Source organism: Streptomyces sp. NPDC027663, assembly GCF_055566415.1.
In genome coordinates, this window is sequence record NZ_JBVHSK010000003.1 from 305,890 (window position 1) to 321,280 (window position 15,391).

Annotated in this window: 15 protein-coding genes and 1 riboswitch; of the genes, 7 read left to right on the forward strand and 8 right to left on the reverse strand. The window is 73.0% G+C overall.

All coding sequences use genetic code 11. The features are described 5' to 3' along the window. Window positions 1-89: 89 nt before the first annotated feature. From ACZ4SF_RS10670 to ACZ4SF_RS10705, 8 genes are all read right to left on the reverse strand, one after another. The gene (locus ACZ4SF_RS10670; RefSeq protein WP_468381133.1) at window positions 90-1,472 is read right to left on the reverse strand and encodes an NtaA/DmoA family FMN-dependent monooxygenase; all 1,383 of its coding nucleotides are present in this window, start codon (window positions 1,470-1,472) and stop codon (window positions 90-92) included. Window positions 1,473-1,497: 25 nt separating this feature from the next. Continuing rightward, window positions 1,498-2,700, reverse strand: coding sequence for an LLM class flavin-dependent oxidoreductase (locus ACZ4SF_RS10675; RefSeq protein WP_468381136.1), 1,203 nt, complete (start codon window positions 2,698-2,700; stop codon window positions 1,498-1,500). A 130-nt stretch (window positions 2,701-2,830) separates the two neighbouring features. Then, window positions 2,831-3,025 (reverse strand): putative leader peptide, encoded by a 195-nt coding sequence (locus tag ACZ4SF_RS10680; RefSeq protein ID WP_468381139.1) that lies wholly within the window; start codon window positions 3,023-3,025, stop codon window positions 2,831-2,833. 318 nt (window positions 3,026-3,343) lie between these two features. Further along, window positions 3,344-4,363 carry a transporter substrate-binding domain-containing protein gene (locus tag ACZ4SF_RS10685; RefSeq protein WP_468381142.1) on the reverse strand — a complete coding sequence of 340 codons (1,020 nt, stop codon included), beginning with the start codon at window positions 4,361-4,363 and terminating at the stop codon, window positions 3,344-3,346. A 56-nt stretch (window positions 4,364-4,419) separates the two neighbouring features. Then, window positions 4,420-5,217: an amino acid ABC transporter ATP-binding protein gene (locus ACZ4SF_RS10690; protein WP_468381144.1), complete on the reverse strand. Its 798-nt coding sequence runs from the start codon at window positions 5,215-5,217 to the stop codon at window positions 4,420-4,422. Continuing rightward, the gene (locus ACZ4SF_RS10695) at window positions 5,214-6,194 is read right to left on the reverse strand and encodes an amino acid ABC transporter permease (protein ID WP_468381147.1); all 981 of its coding nucleotides are present in this window, start codon (window positions 6,192-6,194) and stop codon (window positions 5,214-5,216) included. Before ACZ4SF_RS10695 ends, ACZ4SF_RS10690 begins: the two co-directional genes overlap by 4 nt. A gap of 352 nt (window positions 6,195-6,546) precedes the next feature. Continuing rightward, a riboswitch (SAM riboswitch) is annotated at window positions 6,547-6,657 on the reverse strand. 78 nt (window positions 6,658-6,735) lie between these two features. Beyond that, window positions 6,736-7,623, reverse strand: coding sequence for a glutathione S-transferase C-terminal domain-containing protein (locus ACZ4SF_RS10700; RefSeq protein ID WP_468381150.1), 888 nt, complete (start codon window positions 7,621-7,623; stop codon window positions 6,736-6,738). Between the two features lie 215 nt (window positions 7,624-7,838). Then, window positions 7,839-7,964: a putative leader peptide gene (locus ACZ4SF_RS10705; RefSeq protein WP_468381153.1), complete on the reverse strand. Its 126-nt coding sequence runs from the start codon at window positions 7,962-7,964 to the stop codon at window positions 7,839-7,841. Window positions 7,965-8,136: 172 nt separating this feature from the next. On the opposite strand from ACZ4SF_RS10705, the gene ACZ4SF_RS10710 reads away from it, so the two are divergent. The 7 genes from ACZ4SF_RS10710 to ACZ4SF_RS10740 all read left to right on the forward strand — a co-directional run bounded on the left by ACZ4SF_RS10710 (window position 8,137) and on the right by ACZ4SF_RS10740 (window position 15,325). Beyond that, entirely contained in the window at window positions 8,137-9,297 is a 1,161-nt protein-coding gene (locus tag ACZ4SF_RS10710) for an NAD(P)/FAD-dependent oxidoreductase (protein ID WP_468381156.1), read from the forward strand. Beyond that, on the forward strand, window positions 9,294-9,623 hold the full coding sequence (locus ACZ4SF_RS10715) for a (2Fe-2S)-binding protein (protein WP_468381158.1): 330 nt from the start codon (window positions 9,294-9,296) through the stop codon (window positions 9,621-9,623). The genes ACZ4SF_RS10710 and ACZ4SF_RS10715 overlap by 4 nt, the downstream gene beginning before the upstream one ends. Continuing rightward, on the forward strand, window positions 9,616-11,013 hold the full coding sequence (locus tag ACZ4SF_RS10720; RefSeq protein WP_468381161.1) for an FAD-dependent oxidoreductase: 1,398 nt from the start codon (window positions 9,616-9,618) through the stop codon (window positions 11,011-11,013). Before ACZ4SF_RS10715 ends, ACZ4SF_RS10720 begins: the two co-directional genes overlap by 8 nt. 73 nt (window positions 11,014-11,086) lie before the next feature. Continuing rightward, on the forward strand, window positions 11,087-11,983 hold the full coding sequence (locus tag ACZ4SF_RS10725; protein ID WP_468381163.1) for a dihydrodipicolinate synthase family protein: 897 nt from the start codon (window positions 11,087-11,089) through the stop codon (window positions 11,981-11,983). 13 nt (window positions 11,984-11,996) lie between these two features. Next, the gene (locus ACZ4SF_RS10730) at window positions 11,997-12,998 is read left to right on the forward strand and encodes a proline racemase family protein (RefSeq protein WP_468381165.1); all 1,002 of its coding nucleotides are present in this window, start codon (window positions 11,997-11,999) and stop codon (window positions 12,996-12,998) included. Window positions 12,999-13,010: 12 nt separating this feature from the next. Then, complete coding sequence (locus ACZ4SF_RS10735) at window positions 13,011-13,706, forward strand: GntR family transcriptional regulator (RefSeq protein WP_468381167.1); 696 nt, start codon at window positions 13,011-13,013, stop codon at window positions 13,704-13,706. Between the two features lie 200 nt (window positions 13,707-13,906). Then, complete coding sequence (locus ACZ4SF_RS10740) at window positions 13,907-15,325, forward strand: amino acid permease (protein ID WP_468381170.1); 1,419 nt, start codon at window positions 13,907-13,909, stop codon at window positions 15,323-15,325. The last annotated feature ends 66 nt before the right edge of the window (window positions 15,326-15,391 follow it).

A 15,391-nucleotide genomic window follows, 5' to 3' on the forward strand; every position in this document is an offset into this window, starting at 1 on the left:
TTGTCCCACCGCGACCCCGTGACGCCGGGCTCCCGCCGCCGTCGCGTGACTCACGACCCCGCCTCACGAGCGCTGCGTGGTCGCGGGGTTCACGACGCGGCCCGCTCCGCGGAGTCGCCGGCCCGGTGGTCGGGGTGGGCGAGGCCCAGGTGGTCGCGCAGGGTCGTGCCCTCGTAGTCGGCGCGGAACACGCCCTGCTCCTGGAGCAGCGGGACCACCTTGTCGGCGAACGGGTCGAGTCCGCCGGGGGTGAGGTGCGGGACGAGGATGAAGCCGTCGGCGGCGTCCGCCTGCACGAAGTCGTTGACGGTCCGGGCCACGGTGGCCGCGGAACCGACGAAGGTCTGCCGGTTGCCGGTGTTGATGACCAGGTCCCGGATGGACCACTTGTTCGCCTCGGCGAGCTGCCGCCACTCACGGGCGACGGCGACCGGGTCGCGGTACATCCGTACCTGGGCGCGTCCCCGCGAGATGTGCTCGTCGCTGACCACCGGTTCGACGTCGGGCAGCGGGCCCTCGGGGTCGTACGCCGACAGGTCCCGGTTCCAGACGAACTCCAGGTGCTTGATGGCGGTGGCGCCGCTGACCTGCTGCCGGCGGACCTCGCGCGCGAGTTCGGCGGCCTCCTGGTCGGTGTCGCCGAGGACGAAGGTCGCGGCGGGCAGGATGAGCAACTGGTCGGGCCGGCGGCCGTACTTGGCGAGGCGGCCCTTGACGTCCGTGTAGAAGGCCCGGCCCTGTTGCAGTGTGGCGTGCCGGCTGAAGATGGCGTCGGCACTGGAGGCGGCGAACTCGCGGCCGTCCTCGGAGTCGCCCGCCTGGAAGATCACCGGACGGCCCTGCGGGGAGCGCGGCACGTTGAACCGGCCGTGGATGTCGAAGTGCTGTCCGCGGTGCACGAAGGCGCCGGCCTTGGCGTCCCGCAGGAAGGCGCCGGTGGCCTGGTCGGCGAGTATCTCGTCGCCGCGCCAGGAGTCGAAGAGTTCGTGGGCGGTGGCGAGGAACTCCTCGGCGCGGCTGTAGCGCTCCTCCTGCGGCAGGAAACCGCCGCGGCGGAAGTTCTCGCCGGTGAAGGCGTCCCAGGAGGTGACGACGTTCCACGCGGAGCGGCCGTCGGAGAGGTGGTCGAGGCTCGCGAACTGCCGGGCGACCTCGTAGGGCTCGTTGAAGGTGGAGTTGATGGTGCCGGTCAGGCCGAGCCGCTCGGTGACGGCGGCGAGCGCGGCCAGCACGGTGAAGGTGTCGGGGCGGCCGACCACGTCGAGGTCGTAGATCTCGCCGCCCTGTTCGCGCAGCCTGAGGCCTTCGGCGAGGAACAGGAAGTCGAACTTGGCGCGTTCGGCGGTCTGTGCGAAGTGCACGAAGGAGCTGAACTCGATGTGGCTGCCGGCGGCCGGGTCGCTCCACACGGTGGTGTTGTTGACGCCGGGGAAGTGGGCGGCCAGGTGGATCTGCTTCAGCGGCTTGCTCATGGCGTACGGTCGTCCTCTCCGGCTGTCAGGCTGCTGCGTGGCGGTTGGCGGGGCGGGCGAGGCCGAGGAGGCCGCGCAGGGTGCCGGCTTCGTAGGCGTTGCGGAAGCGGCGGCGGCGCTGCAGTTCGGGGACCAGTTCCCGGGTGATCCGGGGCAGGTCGTGGCCGGCGACGGCGGGCCGCAGCCGGAAGCCGGTCAGCCCTCCGTCGGCCAGGTCCTCCAGCAGATCGGCGAGCCGGCTCGCGGTGCCGGTGAAGATCCGGGCGTCGCTGGTCCAGGGCTCGCCCGCGAGCGCGTCGAGGCGGTCCCGGCGGGCCTCGGCCTCCGCCCGGCTGTCGTCGAGGAAGACCACGAGGTCCCCGAAGACGTGCAGGGTCTCCCCGGCCCGGCCCGCCGCCTCCTGCGCGGCGCGGATCTCGGCGACGATCGCGCGGGCCTCGGCCACGTCGTGCGGGGTGACGTGGCCGATGTCGGCCTGGCGGGCCACCAGCCGGTACGGGACGCTCTGGTGGGCGAGGGCGGTCACCAGCGGCTGGCCCTGCGGCGGGCGGGGCGTGATGGACGGGCCCTTGACGCTGAAGAAGCGGCCCTCGAAGTCGATGTAGTGCAGCTTGTCCCGGTCGATGAAGCGACCGGTCGCCGCGTCCCGGATCTCGGCGTCGTCCTCCCAGCTGTCCCAGAGCCGGCGCACCACTTCCACATGATCGGCGGCCTCGTCGAACAGCTCGCTGATCACCTCCTGGCCGGACGCGGTGTCGAAGGCCTCGATCCGGCGGATGGTACGGCGGCCGAAGTGCGCGGCCTCGTCCTGGCGGGCGGTGATCCGCACGCGCAGGCCCGCGCGCCCGCCGCTGACGTGGTCGAGGGTGGCGATCGCCTTGGAGATGTGGAACGGCTCGGTGTGCGTGGCCACCACGGTCGGGACCAGGCCTATGTGCCGGGTGAGTGGCGCGACGCGGGAGGCGATGAGGACCGCGTCGAGCCGGCCGCGGACCCGGTCGGTGCGCTCGTCGGCCGCCAGAGGGTGGTCGGACTGCGGGCCGAGGCCGTCCTCGATGGTGACGAAGTCGAGCAGGCCGTGTTCGGCCTCGGCGACGAGGTCGGTCCAGTAGCCGGCGGTGAACAGGTCCCGGGGGCGGGCGACCGGCTCGCGCCAGGACGCGGGATGCCAGCCGGTGCCGTCCAGGGCGACGGCGAGATGCAGGTGTGCGCGAGGAGTCGAGGACACGTCGGTGCCTTCCTTGATGTCCGTACGAGAGACACCGGCTCCGCGCGGCGGACGCCCGGGCGGGCGGGCGTCGGCCGGCGGCGAGCACGGCGGGAGGAGATCCCGGCCCCGGAGGGCCGGGCAGCAGACGTCAGTGGCGACAGAGGGCGGCGGACACGCGCTGGAGGTCTATGTGCGGCCGGGAGTACAGACGGACGGAGCGGTACGGACGCGGGAGGCACAGCCTGCTTGCGTGCGGGGATCGCAGCAGGTGCGTGTGCGGGAGGCACAGCGGTCGGGCTTGCGGGACGCACAGCCGGCGTGTCTGCGGGAGTGCTCGGGTCACGGCCTTCTCCTCCCTCCGTCGGACGCGGCGTGCCTGGTCGGTGTCCGCCTGTCGGATCTCGTCATGACACTCAACGCCCGGCCGGGGCCGGGTGTTCCCGGCCCGCGGAACATGCGGATGCGGACCGGGGTGCGGATGCGGATGCGGTGTGGATCCGCATGGGGTGCGGATGCGGGTACCGATCCGGGTACGGATGCGGATGCGGATGCGGATGCGGGTACGGAGCCGAATGCGGGTGGGGGTACGGATACGGGTGGGGGTACGGATACGGATGCGCCGAGTCGTCCCCCAGCCTGCTGCCCCGGCCGCTGAACGCCCTCAGGAATTGGTCAGCGGCAGACCGGGCGGATTGACCTCGGACTTGGCCACGGCCTCGGCGGAGAGGTTGTAGGCGGCAAGCCACTTGGCGTACTGCCCGTGCTCGATCAGGTAGTTGATGGCGTCAGCGATGGGCTCGGCCAGCCCGCTGTCCTTCTTGGTGGTGGCCGCGATGAGCCCCTGGACGCTCGCGCCGGCGCCCGAGTAGGTGCCGGCGCTGCGGGTGGGGTTCGGGGAGTCGGCGGCCTGGGTGATGTGGTAGGCGACACCGGGGTTGGCGGCGAGGTAGGCGTCGATCTTGCCGCCGGTCAGCGCCAGGTGGGTGGCGTTCTTGCTCGGGTAGTGCTTGACGGTGAGGGCCTTGCCCTCCTTCTTCAGTCTGGCCTGCCACTCCAGGAGGATCTTCTCCTGGTTGGTGCCGTTGTCGACGGCGACCGTCCGGCCCGCGAGGTTGCGGTAGTCGCCGTCGAAGTTCCAGGTGCTCTTCTTCAGCACCTCGAAGCCCACCTCGTCCTTGCGGTAGGAGGCGAAGTCGTACTTCTTCTTGCGTTCCTCGGTGTCGGTGATGTTGGCGAAGCCGACGTCGGCCTTGCCGCTGTCGATGCCGACGAACATGTTCTCCCAGGTGGCGTTGGACAGTTCGGGTTCTAGGCCGAGGACCGCGGCGACCAGGCGGCCGAAGTCGGGTTCGGCGCCGGTGAGGGTCTTCTGGTCGCCGCCGATGTAGGCGAGCGGCGGGAAGCCGTCGGGCAGGGCGCCCACCACGATCTTCAGGGTGCCGTTCCGGCGGACGGAGGCGGGCAGTTCGGCGCTGATGGACTTCACCTCGGAGACCTTCAGCGTGGTCTCCTTCGCCGCGCCGTTGGACACCCTGCCCACGGTCACCGTGCCGGCGGAGTCGGTCGTGACGGCGGCGTCGCCGTCACCTCCGCAGGCGGCGAGCCCGCCGGCGAGGGAGGCGGCGACGGTCGCCGCGGTGAGGCCGCGGATCAGGCTGCGTCGGGAGAACTGGGTGGGCATGGCTGTCCTTGTCGTTCGGGAGGTTGTCGGCGGAGGGAGCAACGGGCGGGCGGCGGTCAGAGGACCTTGGCGAGGAAGTCGCGGGTGCGGTCGTGCCGGGGGCGGTCCAGCACCTCGGCGGGCGGCCCCTGCTCGACGATCCGTCCGCCGTCGATGAAGACGATCCGGTCGGCGACCTCGCGGGCGAAGCCGATCTCGTGGGTGACGATGACCAGGGTGGTGCCGCTGGTCGCGAGGTCCTTGATGACGGAGAGCACCTCGCCGACCAGTTCCGGGTCGAGGGCGGAGGTCGGTTCGTCGAAGAGGATGATGCCGGGGCGCAGGGCGAGCGCGCGGGCGATGGCGACCCGCTGCTGCTGGCCGCCGGACAGCTGCCGTGGATAGGCGCCGGTGCGGTCGCCGAGGCCGACCCGGGTGAGCAGTTCCCGGGCGAGTTCGCGGGCCTCGGGCCGGTCGAGCCGGCCGGTGGCGACGGGCGCGGCGGCGACGTTGTCGAGGACGGTCAGGTGCGGGAAGAGGTTGAAGTTCTGGAAGACGAAGCCGATCCGGCTGCGCTGGGCGAGGATGGCGCGCTCGCTCAGCTCCTTGAGCCGGCCGCCGCTGCCGCGCCGGACACCGATCAGTTCGCCGCCGACGCTGACGTGGCCGATCTCCGGCTTCTCCAGGTGGTTGATGACCCGGAGGAGGGTGGACTTGCCGGAGCCGGAGGGGCCGATGACGACGGTGACCTCGCCGGGGCGCACGGTCAGATCGATGCCGTCGAGGACGCGGTGGGTGCCGTACCACTTGTGGACGTCGTGCACCTCCAGTGCGGCCGGAGCCGGTTCCAGGGTGTCGGTGGCGGTGGCGGTCATACGGCGGCCTCCCTGCGCAGCCGGGCCCGGAAGCCGGTGAGGGCCCGCCGCGCCTTCTGCAGCGGGGTCGGCGGCAGGCTGCGGGTGGCGCCCCGCGCGAAGTACCGCTCGACGTAGAACTGGACGACGGACACGGCGCTGGTGAGGATCAGGTACCAGACGGTGGCCACCAGCAGCAGCGGCACGATGTCGCCGGGGTAGGTGCTGCCCATGGTCTGCACGGTGCCGAACAGGTCGAGCAGCGACACGTAGAACACCAGGGACGTGCTCTTGATCAGGCCGATGAGCTGGTTGACGTAGTTCGGGGTGATGGACCGCAGGGCCTGCGGGAAGACGATCCGGGTGAACTGGTAGCGCCTGGGCAGCCCGAGCGCCGCCGCGGCCTCGTGCTGGCCCTGGTCGACGGAGAGGATGCCGCCGCGGACCACCTCGGAGGCGTAGGCCGCCTCGTTGAGGCTGAGCCCGAGCACGGCGACCGCCATGTCGGTGGCCAGTTCCGACTCGTCGAAGGAGACGAAGGCGGGGCCGAAGGGGATGCCGAGGCTCACCGTCTTGTACAGGGCGCTGAAGTTGTACAGGAAGATCAGTACGACGATGAGCGGCACCGAGCGGAACAGCCAGGTGTAGGTCCAGCTCACGGCGCGCAGTACGGGGCTGCCGGACTGCCGGCCGAGGGCCAGCAGGATGCCGCCGAGGAGGCCCAGCACCGCGCTGAGGACGGTGACTTCGAGGGTGACGAGGAGACCGTCGAGGAGGGTGGGGCGCAGGAACCAGTAGCGGAAGCGGTCCCACTGGTAGAAGGGGTTGGTGGCCAGCCCGTGCACGACCTGTGCGACGAGGACGAGCACCAGGGCTCCGGCGAACCACCGGCCGGGGCGGCGCAGCGGCTGAACCCGTTGGGCGACAGGCGGCTTTGACGGGGTGTCGGCAGGTGGCGCCTCGGCGAAGGAGACGGCGGCACCTGAGAGTTCACTCATGGCGGGCTCCGGCGGAGTGGGTCACCCCGGGACCGCGGACGAACGGGTGCGGCCACCACGGCGCTACGGCACGGGGCGGCGCACGGGCATGCGCGGAAACCGGGGGCTGGGCGGACAACGGCACACGGCATAGACGGTGTGCGGCAAAGACGCTGGGGCTGGGAGAGACGTCAGCCCCGACAGCGGGCAGAGCCCGGTGCGGTACACAGCGCGCTGTTCACGCGGAGCAGGTCGACGGCTCGGTCGGCGACGAGGAGGGCGGCGTAGGACGGCACGCAGCCCTGGGGACGGCTCGCGGCCGTCCTGGGAGCTGCGTCCATGGCGTCACCTGTCACTGTTCCGGCCCCGTGGGGCCTCGCGCTTACCGAATGCGTCGTCCGGTCCGGTCGTCACCTGGGGCACCCCACCGCGGTGCGAGGGTTGCCGGTCAGCGAGCCAGGGCTTGGCGCTGACGCTCATGACCGTTCTGGGCCGTAAGTAAGGCAGTTGCTCGTTGGAATGTCAACGGCCGTCCGCTCAATGGACGGGTGGCGGCCCGCTCTCACCTGCGGGAAGCGTCGGATCCGTCCGTCGCGTGCAGTGCCCAGTCCAGGATCTGGACGGCGGCTCCGGCGGCCTCCAGGCCCCGGCAGCGGCCGTGGTGACGGCGGGCGATGCCGTCGAGGTCGAGGTGGCGGCCGAAGGCCGGGTGGCCGGCCAGCCGGCGGGCATAGGCCCACAGGGCCCGGTGGCCGGCGATGCGGTGCACGGCGGAGGCGTCGAGGTGGTAGCGGTGGACGGTGTCCAACTGCACCAGGGACACCCAGAGTCCGATGTCGGCGGCGGTGAGCCGGTCGTCGGCCAGGTACTCCCCGCCGTCGAGTCCCCGTTCCAGCCGGCCCAGGGTGTCGAGCAGCACCTGCAGGGCGGCGGCTCGTTCGGCCGGGCCGGTGCCGGCCCGGCCGGCGCGCTGCGCGGCCTCCTCGATGCCCTCGGCACACATCCGTTCGACGGCCTCGATGACGGACTCCAGGCCGGAGGGGTACAGGCAGGTGTGACCGTCGTGCCGGAACCGGTCAAGATCGCGCAGGATGTCGGGGGCGTGGGTGCTGACGATCCGTCCGGACCAGTCGTCACTGAGGACGGGTCCGAGCGCCGGGCCCGTGTAGTGGTGGGCGCTCGCCTGGTACAGCGGGCGCAGCGCCGTGTGACCGCCGTCGGGACGGTCCGGGACGGCGGGCAGAAGAGTGACCGGACAGCCGGCGTCCAGGCCGAGCAGGCTGTGTCCGACGGCGAGGCGCAGCCCGTCGGGACAGGCCGTCGACAGATGGAGCCGGTAGCGGTGCGGCACGGCGTAGTGGCCGCTGCGCGCGTCCTGGCCGATCCGCCCCCGGAACGCGGGGGCGGCGCGGTGGGCGGACGGTACGGCGGCGAGCGGAGCGATGGACATACGTCTCCCTTGGTCGTGGGCGTGCGAACGGGCGCGTCGACGTCCACGTGCCCGGACGGTGGGTTCGATGGGCGTGACCGGTGAGTTCGGTGGGCGTGAGGGGCCGCAGGGGGTTCGGTGGGCGTGACCCGATGGGTTCGGTGGGCGTGAGCGGCTGCGGTGGGTTCGGTGGGCGGCGGGGGCCCCTGTGGGTTCCGTGGGCGGCGGGGCCCCGCTCAGCGGCGCGGTCCGATCGCGCTGCAGACGCGCAGCAGGTCGATGTGGCGGCGGGAGGTGAGCAGGGGTTCGCGCAACGGCGTGCGGCCTGCCCGGCCGCCGACCGTTCCGAGGCGCACCATCATTCCCTACCCCATCGCTAGGATTCCCTGTCCGGCAGTGTCGAGCCGGCTTCCTGCGACGTCAAGGGGGCGCCCACGCCCGGGATTCGGGATGCGCCCGTCCGGGGGCCGAGGTCTCCCCACGTCGCGGTCCAGGGTCTCCTCAGCGAGAGAAACATGTGACATAGTACTGCGCGTGACGAAGCGACTGACCTGCGACGTCGTGGTCGTGGGGGCCGGAATGGTGGGCGCGGCCTGTGCGCTGTACGCCGCCCGGGCCGGTCTCGACGTACGGCTGGTGGACCGGGGCCCGGTGGCCGGAGGCACCACCGGCGCGGGCGAGGGGAACCTGCTCGTCTCCGACAAGGAACCGGGCCCGGAACTCGAACTCGCCCTGTTGTCGGCCCGGTTGTGGGGCGCTCTCGCGGAGGAACTGGGTGCCTCGATCGAGTACGAGCCCAAGGGCGGCCTCGTGGTCGCCTCCACGCCCGGCACCCTGACGGCGCTGGAGGGGTTCGCCGCGGGCCAACGGGACGCCGGGGTCACGGCCGTACCGGTCGACGGTGACCGACTCCGCGAGCTGGAACCGCACTTGGCGTGCGGCATGGCGGGCGGGGTGCACTACCCCCAGGACGCCCAGGTCATGCCGGCGCTGGCCGCCGCCCACCTGGCCCGCGCCTCCGGCGCCCGGCTCCACCTGGGCCGCTCCGTGACCGGGGTGCTGCGCACGGCGGACGGCGCCGTGCTCGGCGTGCGCACCAGCGGGGGCGACATCCACGCGCCGGCAGTGGTGAACGCGGCCGGCACCTGGGGCGGTGACCTCGCGGCGCTCGCGGGCGTACGGCTGCCGGTGCTCCCCCGGCGCGGTTTCGTGCTGGTCACCGAGCCGCTGCCGCGAATGATCCGGCACAAGGTGTACGCCGCCGACTACGTGGCCGACGTGGCGAGCGACTCGGCCGCCCTGCGCACCTCGCCGGTGGTGGAGGGCACGGCTGCCGGTCCGGTGCTGATCGGCGCGACCCGCGAACGGGTGGGCTTCGACCGCTCCTTGTCGCTTCCCGCGGTACGTGCGCTGGCTGCCGGGGCGACCGGACTGTTCCCGTTCCTGGAGCGAGTGCGCGCGCTGCGCACGTACGCGGGATTCCGGCCGTACCTGCCCGATCACCTGCCGGCGATCGGCCCCGACCCACGGGTGCCCGGGCTGTTCCACGCCTGCGGGCACGAGGGCGCCGGCATCGGACTAGCCCCCGCCACCGGACGGCTGACCGCGCAGGTGCTCACCGGGAAGACGCCGGAGCTGGACCTCACGCCGTTCCGGCCGGAGCGGTTCGACACGGATGGAGGCAGCACGCCGTGAATCCGCTGGAGTTGACCCGGGCCAGGCCCGGTGAGGCCTTCACCGTCACCTTCGACGGCCGGCCCGTGACGGCGCTGCCCGGGCAGACGGTCGCCGCCGCCCTGTGGGCCGCGGGCGTGACGGCCTGGCGCAGCACCCGCGGCACGGGCCGGCCGCGCGGGGTCTTCTGCGGGATCGGGGTGTGCTTCGACTGCCTGGTGACCGTCAACGGCCGCCCCGGCCTGCGTGCCTGCCTCGTTGCCGTGCACCCGGGCGATGTGATCCGCACCCAGGAGGGAACGGGACGGGGCGATGCGCGACCGGAGGAGGGGCCGGACCATGACTGAGCAACCGCACCTCGCCGTCGTCGGCGCGGGTCCGGCGGGCCTCGCTGCGGCCCTGGCGGCTGCCGCGCGGGGCGTGCGCGTGACCCTCGTCGACGCGGCCGACCAGGCCGGCGGACAGTTCTACCGGCAGCCCGCCCCGGCCCTCGGCGCCCGCCGGCCGCAGGCCCTGCACCATCAGTGGCGCACCTGGGAGCGGCTGCGGGACGGCCTCGCCCGGCACCGCACGGCCGGGCGGATCGTGCACCTGAGGGACCACCACGTGTGGTGTGCCGAGCGGGTCTCCGGCGCCGGCGGGTTCCGCGTCCACGCCCTGTGCGGCCCCGCGCAGGAGGACGGCAGCAGCGTGGACGCCGACGCTGTCCTGCTGGCCACCGGCGGCTACGAGCGGGTGCTGCCCTTCCCCGGCTGGACGCTGCCCGGGGTCGTCACGGCGGGCGGCGCGCAGGCCATGCTCAAGGGTGGCCTGGTGCTGCCCGGCCGGACGGCCGTGGTGGCCGGAACGGGCCCGCTGCTGCTGCCGGTGGCCGCCGGGCTCGCCGCGGCCGGCGCCCGGGTCGCCGCGCTGGTCGAGTCCGCCGGCCCCGCGGCGCTGCTGCGCCGGGCGCCGGCCCTGGCCGCCCAGCCCGGCAAGCTCGCCGAAGGCGGCGGTTACGCGGCCCGGTTGCTGCGGCACGGCGTACCCGGCCTGGTCCGGCACACCGTCGTGGCGGCGCACGGCACCGGACGGCTGGAAGCGGTGTCGGTGGCCGCGCTCGACCGGAACGGGCACGTCCGGCCCGGCAGCACCCGGCGCATCCCCTGCGACACCCTCGCCGTCGGTCACGGCATGCTGCCGCACACCGACCTCGCCGAGACCCTCGGCTGCACGCTGTCCGGCACCGCCGTGCGGGTCGACGGCGAGCAGCGCACCGACGTGCCCGGCGTGTGGGCCGCCGGGGAGGCCACCGGCATCGGCGGTGCGGCCCTCGCGCTCGCCGAGGGGTACATCGCCGGCCGCTCGATCGCCGCCCGCCTGCACGGCACCGCTCCCGACCCCGGCCGGTGGGGCACCGCCGCCCGGACCCGGGCCCGGCTGCGGGAGTTCGCCGCGGCACTCGACGCGGTGTACGCACCGCCGGCGGGCTGGGCGGAGCGGGTCACCGACGACACGGTGGTGTGCCGCTGCGAGGAGGTCACCGCCGGTCGGGTCCGCGAGGCCGTCGGCACGCTCGGCGCGGGCGACCTGCGCACCGTGAAGCTGCTGACCCGGGCAGGGATGGGCTGGTGCCAGGGCAGGATGTGCGCGCCCGCGGTCGCGGGCCTGACCGGCTGCCCGCTCACCCCCGCACGCCGGCCCTTCGCGCGACCGGTGCCCCTGGGCGTCCTGGCCGCGCTGCCCGAGCCGGAGTGAGTCCGGCACCCCGCCGGAGTCCACACGAGCCGTACCACAGTAATATGTCACACCCTACTGAATGGGGAACCCAGTGTCCGACGTACCCGACCGTCCCTGGCGCGGCATCCTCGTCGCCACCGCGCTCCCGCTGCGCGGCGACCTCTCCGTCGACCACGACCGCTACGCCGAGCACTGCGCCTGGCTCGTCGCGAACGGCTGTGACGGTGTCGTGCCCAACGGCTCGCTCGGCGAGTACCAGGTGCTCACGGCCGAGGAGCGCGCCCGGGTGGTGGAGACCGCCGTGGCCGCGATCGGCGGGGAACGGGTGATGCCGGGCGTCGCCGCGTACGGCTCCGCCGAGGCCCGCCGCTGGGCCGAGCAGGCGGGCGAGGCCGGCTGCGCGTCGGTGATGCTGCTGCCGCCCAACGCCTACCGGGCCGACGACCGGTCCGTCCTCGCCCACTACGCCGAGGTGGCGAAGGCAGGCCTGCCGGTGGTGGCGTACAACAACCCGGTCGACACGAAGGTCGACCTGGTGCCCGAACTCCTCGCCCGGCTGCACGGCGAGGGCCTGATCCACGCCGTCAAGGAGTTCTCCGGCGACGTCCGCCGCGCCTACCGCATCGCCGAACTCGCCCCCGGGCTGGACCTGTTGGCCGGTGCCGACGACGTGCTGCTGGAGCTGGCGACGGCCGGCGCCAAGGGCTGGGTGGCCGGGTACCCCAACGCGCTCCCGCGCGCCTCGGCCGAGCTGTACCGGGCCGCGGTGGCCGGGGACCTCACCACCGCGCTCCCGCTCTACCGGCAGCTGCACCCACTGCTGCGCTGGGACTCGAAGGTGGAGTTCGTGCAGGCGATCAAGCTCTCCATGGACGTCGTCGGACGGTACGGCGGCCCGGTGCGCCCGCCGCGCGTCCCGCTGCTGCCCGGGCAGGCGGCCGCGGTCCGCACGGCCACCGAGAAGGCCGTCGCCGCGGGCCTCGGATAAGGGAGCCGGACCGATGCGCAGCAACCTCGTCCTGCACGCCGTCGACTCGCACACCGAGGGCATGCCGACCCGGGTGATCACCGGCGGGATCGGCACCGTCCCGGGAACGACGATGAACGAGCGGCGGCTGTACTTCCGGGAACACCGCGATCACATCAGACAGTTGCTGATGAACGAGCCACGCGGCCACTCCGCGATGAGCGGCGCCGTCCTGCAGCCGCCGGCCCGGCCCGACTGCGACTGGGGCGTCATCTACATCGAGGTGTCCGGCTATCTGCCGATGTGCGGTCACGGCACGATCGGGGTGGCGACCGTGCTGGTCGAGACCGGCATGGTGGAGGTCGTGGAGCCGGTGACCACGATCCGGCTGGACACTCCGGCGGGGGTGGTGGTCGCCGAGGTGGCGGTGGAGAACGGCGCCGCGCGGAACGTGACGCTGCAGAACGTGCCCTCGTTCGCCGCCGGCCTGGACCGCGAGATCACCCTCCCCGACGGCCGCACGGTGACCTACGACCTCGCCTACGGCGGCAACTTCTACGCCATCCTGCCGCTGGACGCCTTCGGGCTGCCCTTCGACCGGGCGCGCAAGGACGACATCCTGGCGGCGGGCCTGGCGCTGATGCGGGCGATCAACGAGCAGGAGGAGCCCGTGCATCCTGAGGATCCGTCGATCCGCGGCTGCCACCACGTCCACCTCCACGCGCCCGGCGCCACGGCCCGGCACTCGCGCCACGCCATGGCCATTCATCCGGGCTGGTTCGACCGTTCGCCGTGCGGCACGGGGACGAGCGCGCGCATGGCGCAGTTGCACGCGCGCGGTGAACTCCCTTTGCACACCGAGTTCGTGAACGAGTCGTTCATCGGGACCCGGTTCACCGGGCGGCTGCTGGGGACGACGGAGGTCGCCGGCGTTCCGGCCGTGCTGCCCAGTTTCACCGGACGCGCCTGGGTCACCGGCACCGCTCAGTATCTGCTGGACCCCACCGACCCGTTCCCGGAAGGGTTCGTCCTCTAGACTCACCGGGTGATGCGTGACATGGCACCGGACCGGCAGGATGCTGACCTGCCCGCGCTCCCCCGGCTGGGCGGCCGGCGGAGCAGCTACCGCGAGCGGGTCGCCGACGCGCTGCGCGCCGCGCTGATCGCGGGCGAGCTGCGGCCCGGCGAGGTGTACTCGGCGCCCTCGCTCGCCACCCGCTTCGGCGTCTCGGCGACGCCGGTGCGGGAGGCGATGCTGGACCTGGCCAAGGAAGGACTGGTCGACACGGTGCCCAACAAGGGCTTCCGGGTCACTGCCGTCTCCGACAAGCAACTGGACGAGTACACGCACATCCGCTCGCTCGTCGAGATCCCCACCGTGGTGGAGCTGGCCCGCACGGCCGACCGGGTCTCGCTGGAGGCACTGCGCCCGGCGGCCCGGGAGATCGTCACCGCCGCGGTGGCGGGCGACCTGATCGCCTATGTCGAGGCCGACACCCGCTTCCACCTCGGTCTGCTCGCCCTGGCGGGCAACGCCCACCTGGTCGAGGTGGTCGCCGACCTGCGCGGCCGCTCCCGCCTGTACGGCCTGACCGCGCTGGTGCAGGCGGGCCGGCTGCTCGCCTCCGCCGAGGAGCACCTGGAACTGCTGGACGCGCTGCTGGAGCGGGACGAGAAGGCCGTGCACGCGATCATGACGCGGCATCTGGGGCACGTCCGCAGCCTGTGGGCGTCCGCGGACTGACCGGGCCCGGACCCCGGCACGCCCCGCAGGCAGGTGCCGGACATCTGGCGGCGCGAAGGCCGTGACACGACGTTTTTTGCACGATCGGACCGCCTCCGCGGGACAAGGAGCGGCGATTTTGCTCCACATCGGTGCATCCCCGACCATGACCCGGTCCCGGTGATCCCGGGAACGTCAGTTCCATGAGAGGCGCACCACCCATGCACAGCACCGGAACCGCCACGCCGTCGGCTCCGGCCCCCGCGGAGACCCCCGCGGCTCACATCGAGGACCCGCACGGCAACGCCGGCAGGCATGCCCGCAGGTTCGGGCTGCCCGTCGCCACCGCGCTGGTCATGGGCAACATCATCGGCGGCGGCATCTTCCTGCTCCCCGCGTCCATCGCCCCGTACGGCACGGTCAGCCTGGTCGCCTTCGTGGTCCTGACCGTCGGCGCCATCGCGCTCGCCCTCGTCTTCGGCCGGCTCGCCGCCCGCGACCCGCGCACCGGCGGGCCCTACATCTACGCACGTGAGGCGTTCGGTGACTTCGCGGGTTTTCTCGCCGCCTGGTCGTACTGGATCACCACCTGGGTGTCGAACGCGGCGCTCGCCGTCGCCGCCGTCGGCTATCTGGACGTGCTGATCCCGGTCGACGGACACCGCTGGACCGCCTGTCTGGCCGCCCTGACCCTCCAGTGGCTGCCCGCCCTCGCCAACTTCGCCGGCACCCGCTACGTGGGCGCCGTCCAGCTGGTGTCCACGGTGCTGAAGTTCGTGCCGTTGCTGCTCGTCGCGGTCGGCGGGCTGTTCTTCTTCGACCCGTCCAGGCTCGGGCCGTTCAACGCCGGCGGGCACAGCGCGACCGGCGCCGTGTCGGCCGCCGCCGCCCTGCTGCTCTTCTCCTACCTGGGCGTGGAGTCGGCCGCGGTCAGCGCGGGCGAGGTCCGGGACGCCCGCCGCAACGTGGGGCGCGCCACTGTCATCGGCACCGCGGGCGCCGCCCTGGTGTATCTGCTGGGCACGCTGTCCGTCTTCGGCACGGTCCCGCACGAGCGTCTGGTGACCTCGACCGCGCCGTTCTCGGACGCCGTGAACACCATGTTCGGCGGCAGCTGGGGCGGTACGGCCGTGGCGCTCGCCGCGCTCGTGTCGATGACCGGCTGCCTCAACGGCTGGACGCTGCTGAGCGCCCAGACGCCGTACGCGGCGGCCCGCGACGGGCTGTTCCCGAGCGCCTTCACGCGCCGGCGGCGGGGCGTGCCCACGGTCGGCGTGGGTGTGACCGTCGTCCTCGCCTCCCTGCTCACCGTCTACAACTACTCCTCGGGCTCGGGCAAGGTCTTCGAGATCCTGGTCCTCGTCACCACGTTCACCGCGACCGTGCCGTACCTGCTGGCCGCCGCCGCGCAGATCTTCCACCTCGTCGCCGGCGGACCCGGGGCGGTCGACAAGGGACGCCTGGTACGGGACACGGTGATCACCGCGGTGGCCGCGGTCTTCTCGCTGTGGCTGATGGCGGGCGCCGGGTACGCGGCGGTCTACCAGGGCGTGCTGTTCCTGTTCGCCGGGATCATCGTCTACGCGGTGATGGCGGCCCGGCGCCGGCGGAAGCAGACGCCGGCGACCGAGGCGCCATAACTCGCTGGCGTTCTCCCGGCGTGCGGCGGGATGATCCGACGCGGGTGCCGCCGCCCCGGAGAGGGA